Origin of the sequence: Pyramidobacter sp. YE332 (genome assembly GCF_033060595.1) — a bacterium.
Lineage (GTDB): Bacteria > Synergistota > Synergistia > Synergistales > Dethiosulfovibrionaceae > Pyramidobacter.
The window spans coordinates 723487-741050 of sequence record NZ_CP133038.1; the positions used below are offsets into that span (position 1 = coordinate 723487).

18 protein-coding genes and 1 riboswitch are annotated in these 17564 nt (G+C 60.6%); of the genes, 14 read left to right on the forward strand and 4 right to left on the reverse strand.

The window, feature by feature from the left end; all coding sequences use genetic code 11:
• The first annotated feature begins 32 nt into the window (after nt 1-32).
• The 8 genes from RAH42_RS03365 to RAH42_RS03400 all read left to right on the forward strand — a co-directional run bounded on the left by RAH42_RS03365 (nt 33) and on the right by RAH42_RS03400 (nt 7162).
• Nucleotides 33-848: a transporter substrate-binding domain-containing protein gene (locus tag RAH42_RS03365; RefSeq protein ID WP_317539967.1), complete on the forward strand. Its 816-nt coding sequence runs from the start codon at nt 33-35 to the stop codon at nt 846-848.
• A 98-nt stretch (nt 849-946) separates the two neighbouring features.
• The gene (locus tag RAH42_RS03370; RefSeq protein ID WP_317539968.1) at nt 947-1627 is read left to right on the forward strand and encodes an amino acid ABC transporter permease; all 681 of its coding nucleotides are present in this window, start codon (nt 947-949) and stop codon (nt 1625-1627) included.
• Nucleotides 1628-2374: an amino acid ABC transporter ATP-binding protein gene (locus RAH42_RS03375; RefSeq protein ID WP_317539969.1), complete on the forward strand. Its 747-nt coding sequence runs from the start codon at nt 1628-1630 to the stop codon at nt 2372-2374.
• Nucleotides 2375-2401: 27 nt separating this feature from the next.
• Nucleotides 2402-3394 (forward strand): radical SAM protein, encoded by a 993-nt coding sequence (locus tag RAH42_RS03380; RefSeq protein WP_296428791.1) that lies wholly within the window; start codon nt 2402-2404, stop codon nt 3392-3394.
• Nucleotides 3395-3504: 110 nt separating this feature from the next.
• On the forward strand, nt 3505-4647 hold the full coding sequence (locus RAH42_RS03385; RefSeq protein ID WP_317539970.1) for a double-cubane-cluster-containing anaerobic reductase: 1143 nt from the start codon (nt 3505-3507) through the stop codon (nt 4645-4647).
• A 73-nt stretch (nt 4648-4720) separates the two neighbouring features.
• Nucleotides 4721-5485: an acyl-CoA dehydratase activase gene (locus RAH42_RS03390; protein ID WP_296428793.1), complete on the forward strand. Its 765-nt coding sequence runs from the start codon at nt 4721-4723 to the stop codon at nt 5483-5485.
• A 325-nt stretch (nt 5486-5810) separates the two neighbouring features.
• Nucleotides 5811-6440 (forward strand): hypothetical protein, encoded by a 630-nt coding sequence (locus tag RAH42_RS03395; protein WP_317539971.1) that lies wholly within the window; start codon nt 5811-5813, stop codon nt 6438-6440.
• Nucleotides 6428-7162: a sodium-dependent transporter gene (locus RAH42_RS03400; protein WP_317540240.1), complete on the forward strand. Its 735-nt coding sequence runs from the start codon at nt 6428-6430 to the stop codon at nt 7160-7162. The genes RAH42_RS03395 and RAH42_RS03400 overlap by 13 nt, the downstream gene beginning before the upstream one ends.
• 57 nt (nt 7163-7219) lie before the next feature.
• Here RAH42_RS03400 and RAH42_RS03405 read toward each other — a convergent pair whose 3' ends face one another.
• The 4 genes from RAH42_RS03405 to RAH42_RS03420 form a co-directional block, all read right to left on the reverse strand.
• Nucleotides 7220-8677: an ATP-binding protein gene (locus RAH42_RS03405; protein ID WP_317539972.1), complete on the reverse strand. Its 1458-nt coding sequence runs from the start codon at nt 8675-8677 to the stop codon at nt 7220-7222.
• A 310-nt stretch (nt 8678-8987) separates the two neighbouring features.
• Nucleotides 8988-9983, reverse strand: coding sequence for a hydrogenase expression/formation protein HypE (hypE, locus tag RAH42_RS03410; RefSeq protein ID WP_296428763.1), 996 nt, complete (start codon nt 9981-9983; stop codon nt 8988-8990).
• A complete protein-coding gene (gene hypD, locus RAH42_RS03415) occupies nt 9980-11062 on the reverse strand; it encodes a hydrogenase formation protein HypD (protein ID WP_317539973.1) in 1083 nt (360 codons plus the stop codon). Before hypD ends, hypE begins: the two co-directional genes overlap by 4 nt.
• Nucleotides 11040-11285 (reverse strand): HypC/HybG/HupF family hydrogenase formation chaperone, encoded by a 246-nt coding sequence (locus tag RAH42_RS03420; RefSeq protein ID WP_317539974.1) that lies wholly within the window; start codon nt 11283-11285, stop codon nt 11040-11042. Before RAH42_RS03420 ends, hypD begins: the two co-directional genes overlap by 23 nt.
• Nucleotides 11286-11526: 241 nt before the next feature.
• Here RAH42_RS03420 and RAH42_RS03425 point away from each other — a divergent pair, with 241 nt between their 5' ends.
• From RAH42_RS03425 to RAH42_RS03450, 6 genes are all read left to right on the forward strand, one after another.
• The gene (locus RAH42_RS03425; RefSeq protein WP_078016873.1) at nt 11527-11853 is read left to right on the forward strand and encodes a thioredoxin family protein; all 327 of its coding nucleotides are present in this window, start codon (nt 11527-11529) and stop codon (nt 11851-11853) included.
• A gap of 358 nt (nt 11854-12211) precedes the next feature.
• Nucleotides 12212-12326, forward strand: a riboswitch (glycine riboswitch).
• A gap of 63 nt (nt 12327-12389) precedes the next feature.
• Complete coding sequence (locus tag RAH42_RS03430; RefSeq protein ID WP_296428761.1) at nt 12390-12779, forward strand: GrdX family protein; 390 nt, start codon at nt 12390-12392, stop codon at nt 12777-12779.
• 157 nt (nt 12780-12936) lie between these two features.
• A complete protein-coding gene (locus RAH42_RS03435; RefSeq protein ID WP_296428760.1) occupies nt 12937-14229 on the forward strand; it encodes a glycine/sarcosine/betaine reductase component B subunit in 1293 nt (430 codons plus the stop codon).
• 60 nt (nt 14230-14289) lie between these two features.
• Complete coding sequence (gene grdB, locus RAH42_RS03440; RefSeq protein ID WP_296428759.1) at nt 14290-15603, forward strand: glycine reductase complex selenoprotein B; 1314 nt, start codon at nt 14290-14292, stop codon at nt 15601-15603.
• A gap of 134 nt (nt 15604-15737) precedes the next feature.
• Complete coding sequence (locus RAH42_RS03445; RefSeq protein WP_233543542.1) at nt 15738-16808, forward strand: AI-2E family transporter; 1071 nt, start codon at nt 15738-15740, stop codon at nt 16806-16808.
• Nucleotides 16809-16899: 91 nt separating this feature from the next.
• The gene (locus RAH42_RS03450; RefSeq protein WP_317539975.1) at nt 16900-17544 is read left to right on the forward strand and encodes a HutP family protein; all 645 of its coding nucleotides are present in this window, start codon (nt 16900-16902) and stop codon (nt 17542-17544) included.
• Nucleotides 17545-17564 lie beyond the last annotated feature (20 nt).

A 17564-nucleotide genomic window follows, 5' to 3' on the forward strand; every position in this document is an offset into this window, starting at 1 on the left:
TTTATAAACATCAGAGAAGGGAAATGATTTTTATGAACAAGAGATTGCTGGCTATCCTGCTGGCTGCCGTACTGATGACTTTTGACGCCGCCTTCGCCGCGGGAGACAAGGTAATTCGCGTGGCGACTCCGGGAACTTACGCGCCTTTTACCATGTACGACGCCGCCGCGAAAGAATGGTCTGGTTTCGAAATCGAGCTGTGGCGAGCGATCGGAAAGAAATTTGGCTATCAGGTTGAGTTTTTAAGATTCGACATCCCCGCGACCTTTGCCGAGCTCGATCTCGGCCGGGTCGATACGGTTGCCAAACAGATCAGCATCACGCCGGCGCGCCAGCAGAAATATGACTTTTCGCGGCCGTTTTTCTTCAGCCCATACTTTCTGACCGTGGCCGAATCCAATGAAGAGATCAAATCGTGGAAGGATATGGCGGGGAAAACGATCGCGCTGGCTGAGGGAAGCGCTATGAACGAGTTTGTCGCGGCGCTGGATCCCGACAACAAGGTGAAAAAATTTGTGTACGAGTCCGATAAGAACATTTTCTCCGAAGTGTCGGTCGGACGTATCGACGCCTGCCCCAGCGCGTTTATCGAGCTGCCTTACGAACTGAAGCGGAATCCCGCGCTCAAGCTGAAGTTCGTTGACCTCGACAATCCTATCTACACCGAAGTCAACGCCTATCCGTTCGCCCGCACCGAGCGGGGACGGTCGCTTCTGAAGCTGACGGACGAAGCTCTGACTCAGATGATCGACGACGGCAGCTATGCCGAGCTGTGCAAGAAGTGGTTCGGCGTGGACGTGATGGAAACGAAACCGGCCAGGGACTACCAGGCCGCTCATTCGAAGTAGCGTTTTCGTAAAAGATTGTTCCCGGACGATGCGGCAGGCATCCCGAAAAAGGACGCCTGCCGCATCGTGTCGGCTGATTGAAAAGAGGGAAAGCGCGTATGATTTTCCAGTTCGACTATTTTTTGAGGATGTTCACGATCATCTTTTCGGGATTCAAGAACACGGTTTCGATGGCCTTCATCTCGCTGATCTTCGCCGTGCTGATCGGCTTTTTTCTGGCCGCGGTCCGATACTACAACGTTCCCGTGATGAAGCAGTTTTCCGTCGTGTTCACGTCGTTTTTTCGCAGCACGCCCTTTATCGCGCAACTCTTCGTCTTTTATTACGGTTTCGCGCAGATCTCCATGACCGTCAGGAGTCTGTCCAGCTTCTGGGCAGTCGTCATCGTGCTTTCGCTCAGTTTCGCGGCCTATATGGGCGAGAACATCCGCGGTGCCATCAGTTCGGTCGACAAAGGGCAGTTCGAGGCGGGGATCTCCATCGGCATGACGCCGTGGCAGACGATCCGCCGCATCGTAGTGCCTCAGGCGGCGCGCGTCGCCGTCCCCGGCATGGTCAATTCGTTCGCCAACCTGTTCAAGTCCACGTCGCTGGCCTTCACCGTGGGCGTCATGGACATGACGTCCTGTGCCAAAAACGAGGTCAACCTGACCTATCGTTATCTGGAAGGGTTCATTGCCCTGCTGCTCATCTACTGGGTCATCCTCGCCGTCGTCTCTTACGTGCAGTCGCTGCTGGAACGCCATATGAACAGGCCCTATGTGCAGGAGGGGCGGTAGATGAGCCGGCTGCCCATATTGACGGTCTCCGGGCTGAAAAAAAGCTTCGGCGCGCTCGAGGTCCTGAAGGACATCAGTCTTTCGGTCGCAGAGGGCGAGATCATCTCGATCATCGGCCCTTCGGGAACGGGCAAATCCACCCTGCTGCGGTGCATCAACTATCTGGAACGTCCCACCGCGGGAGTGATCGCCATCGACGGCGTCAGCGTGGACGCTGCCCGGAGCCGCCGCAGGGACGTTTACGCGCTGCGCAGGAAGGCCGCCATGGTCTTCCAGAACTACAACCTGTTCCGGAACAAGACGGCGCTTGAAAACATCATGGAGCCCATGACGCAGGTGCAGAAGATCCCCTGCGGCGAGGCCAGGGAAGAGGCCGAGAGGATTCTGAAGGTCATCGGACTGTTCGACAAGCGCGACGTCTATCCGGCCCACCTGTCGGGCGGGCAGCAGCAGCGGATCGGCATCGGCAGGGCCATGGCCGTCAAGCCTAGGGTCATGCTCTTCGACGAGCCCACTTCCTCCCTCGATCCCGAATTGGTCAACGAGGTGCTGGAAGTCATCCGGAAGCTGGCCTCGGAGCATCGCATGACGATGCTCATCGTGACGCACGAGATGCGTTTCGCGCAGGAGATCTCGGACCGCGTCCTGTTCATAGACAACGGGGGAATCGCCCTCGAAGGAGCTCCGCGGGAGATCTTCGGCAGCGATAACCCGAGAGTGCGCAAGTTCGTAGGCTCCGTGGCCTGAGGCGCGCCGGTGTCAAGCGCAGCGCAAATGCCGGATCGCTTCCGCCGGGGCACGGGGCCTGACGGCGTGGACCGCGATTTCGTCGAGACTGCGGCGCGGTTCAGAAAAGAGCTTTACGAAGAATACGGCGCCTTTTACTACGTGCCGATGGCGGAATCCCGAGCCGTGCAGCTTCCCGTCACCGTGGGGTGCAGCTATGGCCGCTGCCTCTTCTGCGACCTGAATCACGGGCTGGCCTACCGGGAGCTTTCCTGCCCGGAGATACGGGACAAGGTCGGGAAATTGCGTTTTCTCCACAAATACGACCGCCGGCCCGTGCGGCGCTGTCTTTTGTCTGGAGGGAACCCGTTTTGTTTGCCCGCGGAGAAACTGCTGTGGATCGCCGGGGAGCTGCGCGGCGCCTTTCCCGAGTGCGAGTCCGTCTCCTGCTTCGCACGGGCGGACGACGTGATGAAAAAGTCGGCGGAGGAGCTTGAGATCCTGCGCGCGGCCGGATACGACCGCCTGTGCCTGGGGATCGAGTCGGGGTCGGAGCGGGTGCTCCGCTATCACGAGAAGGGCGTGGGGCGTGCCGGGAACGCCGAGGCCATGAGGAAGCTCGACGCCGCCGGGATAAGCTATTCAGTCTACGTCATCCTGGGGCTGGGGGGACGGGCTCTTTCCGACGAGCACATCGCCGAGACGGCAAGCCTGCTGAACGGAGCGCATCCCTTCGAGTTGACGGTGGTGAACCTGGTACTGTTCAGGGGAGCCCGTCTGGCGGAGCGCGTGCGCGCGGGCGAGTTCAAGCGGCTTCGGCCGCTCGAGGCTCTGGGCGAGGGGCGGCGTCTTCTCTCGCTGCTGGAGATACCGACCGTCTACGACGGGACCCACAAGACCAACGCCTTTCCGCTGAAAGGGCGTCTGCCGGAGCACAAAGCGCTCCTGCTGCGCCGGATGGACTGGGCCATCGAGCGTCTGAGCCGCGGGAACGTGCAGGAATACGAGATGCGAAGGTGGCGCAACTGGTTCACGGAGTGACGCCCCGCATCGGGGAAAATCGGCGTCTGCCGCGAACGTGAGGAAAAAACGCGCCGGTTCTGTTGTAAGGAAATCCAAGAATCCGAATCATTTCAAGGGGGGCACGAGGCATGCTGACGCTGCCGAAAGATTTCGAAACCTATGATGAAAAGCGGAGAAACGCGTTTTTGGCGCTCTACGAGGAGAAGAAGAAAGGGAAAAAGGTCGTGGGAACGTTCTGTTCCTATACGCCGACCGAGCTGATTCACGCGGTCGGAGCCATTCCGGTCGGGCTCTGCGGGAACAGCGAGCAGGGCATCATGGAGGCGGAAACGCGGCTACCAAAAACACTGTGTCCCCTGATCAAGTCCAGCTATGGGCTGGCCATGACCGAGCAATGCCCGTTCTTCTATTTTTCCGACGGCGTACTGGCTGAGACGACTTGCGACGGCAAAAAGAAGACGTACGAGCTTCTGGGCGAGATCAAACCCGTTCACGTCATGAAGCTGCCGCAGGGCAAGGATCACGCTCTCGCTCTGGAGTCCTGGACCGAGGAGATTCGTCTGACCGCCTCCTTTCTGGAAAAGCTTTTCGGCGTCAGGATCACCGAGGAGAAGCTGCACGACGCCATCGTGTACCGCAATCGGGTCAGAAAGGCCCTCATCGGCCTTTACGAGGTCGCCAAGGTAAAGCCGTCCCCGGTCTCCGGGTATGAACTGACTACGGTTTCCGAGTCCGCCGACTTCCACTTTACGGATGACAGCCTTATCGAAAAGCTGGAGGCCAAGACCCGTGAGTTCCGGTCGCGCATCCGCGAGGGGGCCGAAAACCGTCCGCGCGTTCTCGTCACCGGCTGCCCCAACACGGGAGTGCGTGAGAAGCTGATTCGCAGGCTGGAGGATCTGGGGGCGGACTACGTCTGCTCTGACCATTGCGCCGGGCCGCGGACGCTTCGCTTTATGGTGGACGAGGAAAAGGACCCTTACGAGGCTCTGGCCGAGCGGTATCTGAAGATCAACTGTTCCGTGATGTCTCCCAACGAAGGGCGCTTCGACGACCTGAAACATCTGGTCTCGGAGTACCAGGTCGACGGGGTTCTCGAGATCGTCCTCCAGGGCTGCCATACTTTCGCCGTGGAAGCGTATCACACGTGGAGGACGATCAACGAGCAGCTTGGACTTCCCTATCTCCGCGTCGATACCGATTTCTCCCGGTCGGACGGCGGTCAGATCGAGACTCGTCTGGGCGCCTTCATCGAGATGATGACGAATTGAGAGCCGGAAAGATGACGGGACGTCTGTTCGGCGGCGTCTCTCGTCGTCTTGGCGAGCCGGCCGTGAAAGGGAGATGACGGCAGTGCGTTATGCGGGCATTGACATCGGCTCCACGGCCAGCAAGGCCGTGGTGATGGATGAGGCGAAGGAACGGATTCTGGAACGGAAAATCATGCCCAGTGGCTGGAACGGCCGCGAGACCGCGGCGGAGTTCCTGGATTGGCTGCGCTCTCTTGGCTACGCGCGGGAGGAACTCCGTATTACGGCCACGGGGTACGGGCGCGTTTCGGTCCCCTATGCCGACGAGACGCTGACGGAGATCACCTGCCACGGCAGGGGAGCCTGTTTCCTTGGCGGAAAGGATCTCGCTGTCATCGACATCGGCGGTCAGGACACCAAAGTTATCCTCACGCGGGGCGGACGGGTGACGGACTTCATCATGAATGACAAATGCTCCGCTGGGACGGGAAAATTTCTGGAGATCATGGCCAACCGTCTGGGGCTCACCATGCCGGAACTGTTCGACTTGGCGGAACACGGGCGGGAAATCACCATCTCCTCCATGTGTACGGTCTTCGCGGAGTCGGAGATCGTCAGCCTGATGGGCTTGGGGACGCCGCGGGAAGACATTGCCTGCGGGGCCGTCCGTTCCGTCGTCGCCAAGGTCGCGACTCTGGCGGGGCGGAAGGCGGCATCCGGCGTTTACTTCCTCACGGGCGGCTTCTGCGAAAGCCCTTTGATGGTGCGCAAACTGTCCGCGGCGTTGCGGGCGGATGTGAGGACGGCCCCGGACGCCCGCTTTGCCGGCGCTATCGGAGCCGCCCTGCTGAGCAAATGACGGCCTGCGGCGAAGCTCTAGGCCGACGGCGGGCGGCAGGTTTGTTGAGGTCGGTTTTGGCCGGCGCTGGATTCGCCCCCCGCGAAATCCTCGTGGGCTGCGGATGCGTTTGCCAGGGGCCCCCCCGACGGCCCCGACCGCGCCGCCTTCCGCAGGCGTTCATCGCCGCTGTTTTTTCGTCGTATTCTCGCAATGTGCTGAATTATGAAAAAAATGCCCCTCAAAACGTGGCACATGTGCTATAATGCCGCTAACTTTTCAGAAAAACGGCGAGACGGAATTTTTCGCCTGTTCTGAAGATCTTGTCGTTTGAGGAGTGAAGGGTATGGAACGAGAGAGTTTCAAGTCGCGGATCGGTTTCATCCTGGTCAGCGCCGGGTGCGCGATCGGCATCGGCAACGTGTGGAAGTATCCCTGGCTGGTGGGGCAGAACGGCGGCGGCATTTTCGTGCTGTTCTACCTGCTGTTTTTGATCTGTATGGGCATTCCCGTGCTGACGATGGAGCTGGCGGTGGGACGCGGCAGCCGCAAGAGCGCCGTCAAGGGCTACGAGACGCTGGAGCCGGCCGGCAGCAAATGGCACGTGCACGGCTGGTTCTGCGTGGCGGGCAACTATCTGCTGATGATGTACTACACGACGGTTTCCGGCTGGATGCTGTCGTACTTCTTCAAGTTCACTTTCGGCACGTTCGACGGCATGGCGGCCGAGAAGGTGAACGGCGTCTTCGGCGGCATGCTCGGCAATCCCGAGGAGATGGCGCTGTGCATGGCGCTGACGGTGATCGGCGGCTTTCTGGTCTGTTCCATGGGGATGCAGAAGGGGCTGGAGAAGGTCACCAAGTGGATGATGCTCGGCCTGCTGGCGCTGATCGTGGTGCTGGCGGTGCACAGTCTGCTGCTGCCGGGGCTGGGGAAGGGGCGCGCTTTTATCTGTTGCCCAGCGTGGAGCGCATGAAGGCTTCCGGGCTCGGCACCGTGATCATGGCGGCCATGAACCAGTCGTTCTTCACGCTCAGCCTCGGCATCGCCTCGATGGAGATCTTCGGCAGCTACATGTCGGATCAGTTCACGCTGACCGGCGAGGCCGTGCGCATCGTTGCGCTCGACACCTTCGTGGCGTTCATGGCCGGACTGATCATCTTTCCCGCCTGCTTCAGCTTCGGCGTGCAGCCCGACGCCGGCCCGTCGCTGATCTTCCTCACGCTGCCCAAGGTCTTCATCAACATGGAGGCGGGCCGTTTGTGGGGCTCGCTGTTCTTCCTGTTCATGACCTTCGCCAGCTTCTCGACGGTGATCACCGTGTTCGAAAACATCCTGGCCGCCTGCATGGACAACTTCGGCTGGTCGCGTACCAAGTCCGTGTGGTTCAACTGCGCCTTCGTGCTCGTGACCAGCGTGCCCTGCGTGCTGGGCTACAATCTGTGGAGCGACGTGCGCATCCTCGGTTCGCGCGACGTGCTCGACAGCGAGGACTTTATCGTCAGCAATCTGCTGCTGCCGCTGGGGTCGCTGATCTATCTGCTGTTCTGCGTGACGAAATGGGGCTGGGGCTTCGACAAATACCTGGCGGAGTGCAACAAAGGCGCGGGCATCAAGATGAGCCGCCGCTTCAAGCCATATTTTCAGTTCGTGCTGCCGCTGCTGATCCTGGCGATCCTGATCCAGGGACTGATGTAACAAACAAAGAGGACTCCCCGCGCGCGGGAAGTCCTCTTTGTTAATGTTTCTCGAGATTTATCTTTGTACGGCGGCGCGGAATTTCTGCTTCCGGCTCTTCGGAGTTTCGGGAAGCGTCATGGCGAGAAGCCGGGCATCAAGCAGCGGCGTGATGTAACGCTGCGTGACGTAGAACACGGTTTTTATGCCTAAAAAATCGGCGATCTCGCGACGGGTACGCGGGATCCGGCAGAATTCGAGCAGGCGCGCCGCGCTGTCGGGCAGTTCGTCTACGCCGACAGGCCGATCGTTCCGGCTGCGGTTGTAGAACGTGACGACGAATTCGTTGCGGCGATTTTCGAAAACCGGCTCGGGCAGCCCCATGGCCGCCATTTCGCGGCGCATGGTGGGGATGCCGGAATAACGATTCTCGGCCTGCGTCAGCGTCTCGGCCATGACTGCCAGCGTGGAGTTGCGCAGATCGGGCCGCCCCTGTCCCAGCTGTTCGACGGTCATGCGGCCATAGAGCGCGCCGGGGCTGTGGATTTCGAGCCGATCGGTGAAAAAGTCGATCTGTATGGGCGTCCCTTCGGTATGGAGGCTGTAGTCGCGGTGGATCAGCGCGTTGAGGATGGCTTCGCGGATCGCGATGAGCGGGTATTCTGGGACGTCGCGCCGTTCTCCTGTCTGCGCGTCGACGACGGTCCGCACCTTCATGTTGCGGCTGCAGAAAGCGAGAGCTTCTTCCGCCATGGCGGACAGAGACCCTTCGATCCTTTTATTGTCGATGAAACGGGCGCGCCCGGCGTCGACGTCGCCGATGCGCGTACCGGGAACGACCACAGCGGTGATCGCCAGTTGAGGGAAGAATCCCTGCGGATACAGGCCGAACGTCATCACGGCGGCCAGAGTGAGAGCTCCGCCACGGGTGATGTTCAGCATTTCATAGGCCTGCGCTTCGGAAAGCTGGCTGAAGCCGGGACGTTCAAAACGCTTTTGTGAAAGATATCGATGGAGTTGGTTTTGATCCAGCATCTGCAACGTGGCGCGTTCGACGGGGCGTTCGTCGTCATGCAGACGGCGGCGGAACGCTTCGTAGCTGTACAGTTCGTAGTCCGTCATCGGCAGGTCTGCGTCGCCGACGCGAACGAAGGAGCCTTTCAAGCTTCCCGTGCCTTTGTAATAGCAAGGGCGTTCCGAAAGATCGACGGCGGGGATTTCCGCCGCACAGACCGGCAGGCCGTCCATTTCGGCGAAGGTGAAGACGGCCCGTACCGGCGGTTCCATCTGTTGGCACTGTTCGGTCACTTTTTTTTGCAAGTCCTGGGGGTCGTACACTCCCACAGGAGCGAACTCTTTGGCTTCGTCAAGTCCGAAAAGGATAACGCCGCCGCTGTCTTGATTGGAGAAGCTGGACAGCGTGCCGTACAGTTTTTGCGGACAGCCGTCGTGAGCTGCCTTGACCTCGATGGTCCGGGATTCCGCCTTTTGTTGGCGGAGCGACTGGATCAGCTGGACTAATTCTTCGCTTAACATGAAACGTCACCTCCCGATGAACATATCATATCATAAATGAACAAACAAAATCAACGAATAGAAGTGAATAAACAAAGAAAAATTGTGTTTTAGCTGATAGAATCGCCAAATAAACAAACAGATCAGCAAAATTTCAGCAAAAATATTGCGCTGAAATTTTGCTGATCTGCCGTCTTTTTGCTCATACGACTTCGAGAGATCCGCAAAGCGGGTGGCGCAGGCCGCGCGGCGGTCGGAGATCGTCCCGCGCGACGGAGCCTTCTCGGGAGGCGCCCGCTTTTCATTTTGGCGCGCGTCGGAGGGAATTTCGTCAGCAGATCCGCGGCAGGATCTCGCCGACGGGCATGTCGACGATGCGGGAGCCGCCGAGCCGGGTCTTCATGCCCACGAGCCCGGCGTGTTCCGCCGTGACGGTGCCGATAAGGGCGGCGTCGCGCCCCAGCGGATGGCGGCGGAGCCGCGCGAGCGCATTTTCCGTTTCTGCCGGGGCGCAGGCGATCAGGGCGCAGCCTTCGCTGGCGAGGTAGAGCGGATCGAAACCGAGGATGTCGCAGATGGCGGCGACGGAGGGATGGAGCGCGAGGCGTTCCTCTTCGATCTCCATGCCGAGGCCCGCGGCTTCGGCCCACTCGCAGAGCACGGTGCCGAGGCCGCCGCGCGTGCAGTCGCGCATGCAGCGCAGGCCCTCGAGCGGCAACAACGGCGCCAGCAGGGGCCAGAGGGCGGCGCAGTCGCTTTCCAGGCCGCCGCGGTCGAGTCCGTAGCGCAGCGCGGCGATGACCGCGCCGTGGCGTCCCGGCGTGGTGGAGAGAATCAGCGCGTCGCCGGGACGCAGGCGGTTCATGCCCAGCGGCCGGGGCGTGACGGCATGGCCGAGGGCGGTGACGTTGAAAAACGCGCCTTCACAGGCGCCGCGAGGCACCACTTTCGTGTCGCCGGCCGCCAGCGTGGCGCCGAGGGCTTCGCACTGGAGGGCGGCGCTCCGCACGAGGCGCAGCAATTCCGCGCGCGGCAGCCCTTCCTCGATGATCATGCCCAGCGTCAGCCACTGCGGCCTGACGCCGCGCACCGCCAGGTCGTTCGTGGCGCCGCAGACGGCCAGGTGCCCCATGTCGCCGCCGGGGAAAAACCGCGGCGAGACCGTGAAGCCGTCGGTGGTGACGGCCAGGTCCCCTTCTATAAACGTGCAGTCTTCGCAGCCGCCTTTCTGGCCGTCGCAGGCGGCGAAGTTCTTTATGACGGAGGCGATGAGATCGGCCGTGAGGCGGCCGCCGCTTCCTTCGCCCAACGAGATCAGTTCGCTCATAGTCTTCCTCCCCGGCGGCCGTAACGGTACCACGCGCCGCAGCTTCCTTCCGACGAGACCATGCAGGGGCCGACGGGCTCCTGCGGCGTGCAGGCCTTTCCAAAAAGAGCGCACTGCGGCGGCGCGAGTCGGCCGCGCAGCACCTCGCCGCAGCGGCAGCCGGGAATGGGCGCGCTGACGGCGGGCGGCAGCTCCAGCTTGGCGCGGGCGTCGCAGCGGGAGTACGGGGCGCGCAGTTTCAGCCCCGACATCCCGATCGTGCCCAGGCCGCGCCAGACGCTGTCGCAGGGCGTGAAACACTCGTCGATCAGCGCCCGGGCGCGCGGATTGCCGTGATCGCGCACGCCGCTCGGATAGGCGTTGACGACCTGCGGCTTCCGGCGCGCGATCTGCGACAGCAGCGCGCACAACGCCAGCAGGATCTGCTCTCCCTCGAAGCCGCCCACGGCGCAGGCGAGGCGGTACTTTTCGGCCAGGATCCCGTAAGGCTCCAGCCCGATGATGCTCGAGACGTGCCCCGGCAGCAGAAAACCCTTCACGCCGGTCCGCGGATCCTGCGCCAGCAGCTCGAGCGCCGGGAGGACCCGCTTATGCTCGACCAGCACGGAAACGTTGCCGACGCCGAGACGCCTCGCTTCTTGAAGAAACAGGGCCGTCTGCGGCGTCGTCGTCTCGAAGCCGACGGCGAAAAAAACGAACTCCCGCTGCGGCTCGCGCAGAGCCAGCGGGATCACGTCCAAGGCGCTCATGACCACGCGCACGTCGCCGCCGCGGGCCGCCGCTTCGCGCAGCGAGCCGCCTCGTCCCGGCACGCGGATCATGTCGCCGTAGCTGCACAACGCCACGCCGGGCAGCGAAGCCGCCGCGATGGCCTGGTCGACGTCGGCCTGATCGGTGACGCAGACCGGGCAGCCGGGGCCGGAAAGCAGCGCGACGTTTTCCGGCAGCAGCGAGCGCAGGCCGCTGCGGAAGATCGACACCGTATGAGTGCCGCAGACTTCCATTAGCGTGACCGGTCCCGTGCGCCGGGCCAGCTCCGCCAACGTCCGCGCGGCGCTAGAAAGGAAGCTGCCCCGCATCGCCGGCGCCTTCCCGGATTTCGGCCCAGAGCGCTTCCAGTTCCACGCCGTCGCGTTCGTCGACTTTTTCGATGGCAAAACCGGCATGCACCAGCACGAGATCCCCCACGGCCGGCGCGTCCAGCAGGTCGACGCGGATCGAACGGCGGATCGGGCCGGCCGAAGCGATCGCGCTGCCGTCGCCGCAAAGCTCTTCAATTCTGTGAGGCACTGCGAGACACATCTGTCCGCCCCCTTTTTTTTCGAAAACCCTTCGTTAATTATACAACGGCGAAACGCTTTCGCCGCACGGCAGTTGCATCCCGCCCGAAACGTTTTTCCAATTTGTTGCATGTTTGAACTTTGAGGCGTTTATATCTTATTCATTTTGCGTCATTGACGTAACCGATTCTGGCGTTAAAATGAAACGGTACAAGCCGCACGAACTGCGCGGACAAAAACACCTTTCAAGGAGTGGATTCACTATGGCAGTCGAACTTACGAAAGAGACGTATGAAGCGGCGATCGAAGCCAGCAAAAACAAACCCATGTTTATGGATTTCTGGGGCCCCAAGTGCACTCATTGCCTTGCCCTGATGCCCAGCGTCGAAGCTCTCGCCGAGAAGTATGCCGACAAGGTCGACCTGTGCAAGGTCAACATCGCCGGCGGCCGCCGCGTCGCCATGGCCCTCAAGGTCATGAGCCTTCCTTCCTTCCTGTTCTTCAAGAACGGCGCCGAAGTGGCCCGTCTCAGCGGTGACACGGTCACCATCGAGCAGATCGAAGAGAACGTCAAGAAGCTCTGCGAATAACCTCGCCCAACGAAAAAGCCCGCGCGTTTCGCGCGGGCTTTTTGCATCGGACGCCGCGTGAGTTCCGGAGTGGAAATCGGCGCGGGGAGGAGGGCGCGGCGGGATGTTTTTTGTCGTGAATGGGTTTGTATTTTTAAATGAAAAATAAAGGCCGTAAATCTTTATGTTGTGACAGAATGTCGTAAGAATATTTCTTTCTTCGAGGCGTTTGTTTAAAATGCACAAAATAAATTTGCCTTTTTGCGGTTTTGGTGTATTCCTCGTACTTTTGGATCGACTGTTCTTTCATAAAAAACATTACTGAGCGATCGTAAAAAACTTGATATTTTTCTCGTTGGTTGTAAAATGAACGTGGCGAGAGAAATTCGGGAGAGAGATTCCGACCTGTTTTGTGAGCGTCGGACGCCGAAGGGGCAACGCAAAACGTTTTTTCATTGCGGAAACTCTCAGGCACAAAGGATCCCGAGCGGACGCCGCTCTGAATATACGTGCGAATCGTACGACAGAGACTCATGACCACCAGAGAGGTGAGCGTGATGTCCTGTCGCTTTATTTTGCTTACGAACAACCCGCGCTACAAGGACCGCGCCGATTTGCCCGTGCAGTTCGTCGCCGGCGCCGGGAGAGACGTCATCGCAGCCGGGCGCGACCTGATCCACAAGGGATGGGTTCTGCAGAACCATCCGCTGTACGGCAACTTTCGTCCGCATCAGCAGCCCTTTCGCACGTTGTTGCTCAAAAAAGACGAAAAATCGGGCTTCGACGAATACGGCCTCAACCTGATCGAAGAGGCCGGGCTCGTCTACGCGAACGATCCCCACCCGCTGACTCCGGCGCAGACGCCGCCCCGGATGTCGGCCGACTGTTCCGAGATCGACTTCGAGCTGATGAAGGAGACGCTTCTCAAGAACGATCTGATCCGCTAGCGTTTTATCCGGGCACGGAGCGGTTCCCTCCGCTGGGCAGAGCGTGGAATCTCTTCTGGCCATGATCTAACGATACAGGTACCGCGCGCCGCCGGATTTTTCCGGCATCAGTGCCCCGACGAGGGGCATGGGTAACATTCAGAAGGGAGGAGTTATCTTGAAGCTTGAACTCCATAAGGTAAAGATTGACAAGATCGCGTTTGGGGACGAATTCTCCGTCAAAGGCGGAGTGCTCACCATCAACAAGAAGGCCATCATCGACCATCTGATGGATGACGATCGTCTCGCCAGTGTCGATGTGGAACTGGCCCATCCGGGCGAAAAGACCCGCATCATGCCCGTGAAGGACGTTGTCGAGCCCCGCTGCAAGATCGAGGGCACCAATGAGGTGTTCCCCGGCATGATCGGCGACGTCGACACCGTCGGCGAAGGTTCCACTCTGGTCCTCGACGGCGCCGCCGTGGTCACCACCGGCCGCCTCATCGCCCCGCAGGAGGGCATCGTCGACATGTCCGGCCCCGGCGCCGAATTCACGCCGTTCTCCAAGACCAAGAACATCGTTCTGGTCCTGAACCCCGTCGAGGGGCTCGAGAACCACAACCGCGAGACGAGCTGCCGCATGGCCGGCCTGAAGGCCGCCGTCTTCATCGCCCAGCAGATCAAGAAGGCCGGATTCAAGGCCGACAAGGTCGAGACGTTCGAGGCTCCCTGCTACAAGGATGCCCTGGCCGCCTATCCCGGACTGCCCAAGGTCGCCTACATCTACATGCTGCAGACCCAGGGACTGCTTCACGACACCTACGTCTACGGCGTCGACGCCAAGAAGATCATCCCCTCGGTGATCAACGCCACCGAAGTCATGGACGGCGCCATCTGCTCCGGCAACTGCGTGTCCGCCTGCGACAAGAACAGCACTTACGTGCATCTGAACAACCCCATCATCAAGAGCCTTTACGAGCACCACGGCAAGGATCTGAACTTCATTGGCGTCGTCATCACCAACGAGAACGTGACGCTGGCCGACAAGAAGCGCAGCAGCTCCTACGCCGTCAAGCTGGCCCAGACTCTTGGCGCCGACGCGGCCGTCATTTCCGAGGAAGGCTTCGGCAACCCCGACGCCGATCTGGTCATGAACTGCTGGAAGTGCGAGCGCAAGGGCATCAAGACGGTCCTCGTCACCGACGAGTACGCCAACCGCGACGGCGCCTCCCAGTCTCTGGCCGACACCTGCCCCGAAGGCGACGCCTGCGTCACCGCCGGCAACGCCAACGCCACCATCACCCTGCCTCCGATGGACAGAATCATCGGCGACACCCAGTTCGCCGACGTCATGGCCGGCGGTTTCTTCGGCTCGCTGAAGAAGGACGGCAGCATCTTCGCCGAGATCCAGATCATCACCGGCGCCACCAGCGAAGTCGGCTTCACCAAAAACGGCGCTTACACGATCTAGTTCGCGGCCAAGACGCGCGAATCCCTTTTTCCAAGGACAGACTCTTAAGGAGGGGAACTTATGACTTATAAAGTAGTTCATTATATCAACCAGTTCTTCGCCGGCATCGGCGGAGAAGAAAAGGCCGACATCGCGCCTGAAGTGCGCGAAGGCGTCGTCGGCCCCGGTATGGCGCTGAACAATTTCCTCAAGAAGGACGGCGCCGAAATCGTCGCCACCATCATCTGCGGCGACTCCTACTTCGCCGAGAACATGGACGCCGCTTCCGACTTCGTGGTCGAGGCCATGAAGAAGTACAACGCCGACGGCTTCGTCGCCGGTCCCGCTTTCAACGCCGGCCGCTACGGCACCGCCTGCGGCGCCGTCTGCAAGGCCGTGGGCGAGAAGCTGGGCATTCCCACCGTTTCCGCCATGTACGTCGAGAACCCCGGCGTCGACCTGTACAAGAAGTACACCTACATCGTCAGCGCCGCCGACAGCGCCCGCGGCATGGGCAAGGCCGTGCCCGTCATGGCCAGCATCATCCTGCGCCAGATGAAGGGCGAAAAGCTCGGCACGCCCAAGGAAGAGGGCTATATCGAGCGCGGCGTGCGCGTCAACAAGTTCTACGACGAAGTCGGCGCCGAGCGCGCCGTGAAGATGCTGATCAGCAAACTCAAGGGCGAGAAGTTCGAGACCGAGTACGCCATGCCCGTGTTCGACCGCGTCGAGCCCCGGCCGGCCCTCAATGACGTCAGCAAGGCCACGATCGCGCTCGTCACTTCCGGCGGCATCGTGCCCTTTGGCAATCCCGACCACATCGCCGCTTCCAGCGCCCAGAACTACGGCGAGTACAACATCGCCGGCGTCGAGGACCTGAAGCAGGGCGAGTATCAGACCGCTCACGGCGGTTACGATCAGACCTACGCCAACGAGGATCCCGACCGCGTGCTGCCCGTCGACGTGATGCGCAAGCTGGAGAAGGAACACAAGATCGGCAAGCTCTACGATTTCTTCTACACCACCGTCGGCAACGGCACCGGCGTCGCCAACGCCAAGCGTTTCGGCACGGAAATCGGCAAGAAGCTGCACGGCAAGGTCGACGCGGTCATCCTCACCTCCACCTGAGGCACCTGCACTCGTTGCGGTGCAACGATGGTCAAAGCTATTGAGGAAAACGCCGACGTCCCCGTGGTCCATATGCTGACGATCGTCCCGATCTCCCTGAGCGTCGGCGCCAACCGTCTGATCCCCACGGTCGCCATTCCTCACCCCCTCGGCAACCCCGCGCTGAAGCCCGAGGAGGAGTTCGCGCTCCGTTACCGCCTGGTCACCCGCGCCCTCAAGGCTCTGCAGACCCCGGTGACCGAGCAGACCGTTTTCACGGAAGATTAATCTCGTCCCGACGATTCCGGAAATATCTCCGGAAATCTCAAAAGGACGCCTTTTTCGCAAAGGCGTCCTTTTTTTTATGGGGAATGTGGATATAATAAGAAAAAGATTGGAGATTTTTGATTTTCTGAGAAGGAGTGCGAAAGTTGAAAGACCTGAAGATTTTAACAGGCTGTGTCGCCGTGCTGACGGTGATCGCCGTGGGAGTCGTCCTGCAGGCGGCGCAGAACGTCTTTTTGCCTCTGGTGATCGCCTGGATCATTTCATATATCATGGCGCCGGGAGTGCGTTTCATGACGCGTCTGAAAGTGCCGGTCGAAATCACCACGTTCCTGCTGCTGGCGCTGCTGCTGTACATCACGTCGCAGGCGGGCAGCTTCCTGAGCCAGCTGTTCGTCGGTTCGACCGACAAGTTCATGAACTATTACGAACAGCTCGTCGCCATCTGGAACCAGTTCTCGGCCAAATACAACATCACCGCCACCTACCTGCGGGGCGTGGACTGGGGCGGGGCGCTGCGTTCCTATATCATCGCGCTGTCGGGGTCGATCGTCACGATCCTGTCCAAAACGGTGATGGTGATCGTCTTTCTGATGTTCATCCTCTTCGGCAGTCCCTACGTGGAGTATAAAATGCGCAAGGCGTTTCCGCAGAAGAGCGGACAGGTCATGAACATCCTCGATTCGATCTCGACGCAGATCGGTCGTTTCCTTTCGGTGATGACGCTGATCAGCGGCGCGACGGGGATCCTGATCTGGCTGGGGCTGAGCTGGATCGGCGTCGATTTCGCGCCGACGTGGGGCGTGCTGGCGTTCTTCCTGAACTTCATTCCCACGGTCGGTTCGATCGTCGCTTCGGTGCCGCCGATCCTGATTTCGATCGTACAGTTTTATCCTGCGGCGGCCGGCGCTGTGTTCGGCATCCCGCCGCAGGTCTTCATGACGATCGGCGTGATTCTGTCGGTACAGGTGACGATCGGCAACATCATCACGCCCAAGGTGATGGGCGACAGCATGAATCTCAGTCCGGTCATGATCCTGGTTTCGCTGCTGCTCTGGGGCTGGCTCTGGGGCGTGGCGGGGGCGCTGCTTTCCATGCCGATCGCCGGTATCATCAAGATCATCTGCGACAACGTCGACCAGTTGAAGATGGTCGGCGTGCTGATGAGTTCCGGGCAGTCGTTCGAGAAGGAATTCAAGACCGAATAGCGTTCCGCCGGTGAAACGGCGTATGGATTCCCGGCGGTGAAAAAGGGCGGCGGCGTTTTTTCGAGAGGATCGAGAAAGGGGGTGGGTATGGATGAAATGGAGCGGGATTTTCACGGGGAAGAGGACACCGGATGAAAAAGCCCCCATGGATTTTTCCGCGGAGACCGCGGTGGTCGGCGAGAAAACGGCGGTTCCCGCCGACGGCGAAGTCGGCTGCCGGGCTGCCGAGACCGAAGCGGAAGGCCGCGGCGGCGCGGCGGAGAATAAAACGGTCTCTGCCGCGCCGGAGCTCCCTCTTTGCGACGTGACGGTGCGCATGCGCATCAACGGTACGGGCGACGTCGCCAAAGCGGCGCTTTATCTGGCGCTTTCGGACGGGATCGGCGAAGAGCGCCGCATCAAGGAAGCGCTGAGCGCCTGCGGGTGGCGCGGCGTGGCCACCGAAGTGGGCGGCATTTCCGGCGAGCTTGCCGCGAAGGCCAGCCGTGCTCTGGTCGGCGCGGCGCTGAACAGCGGCGTCGTGCGCAAGGACGGCGCGGAAATGCACGCGCTCATGCACGCGGCGCAGGAAGCCTTCAAATCTTTCATTCCCTGCGGCCTGCTCGAAACGAGCGTCGGCGCCAAGATCGCCATCGTGCGCAATGCTCAATGGCTGGCCGTGGCCGTCGCCGGCGATGCGGCCTTTCATGCCATCGCCCACCACGAGCGCGTCAGCGTCGGCGTCATGCACATTTGAGTCGTTTCGCGCGGTGCGGC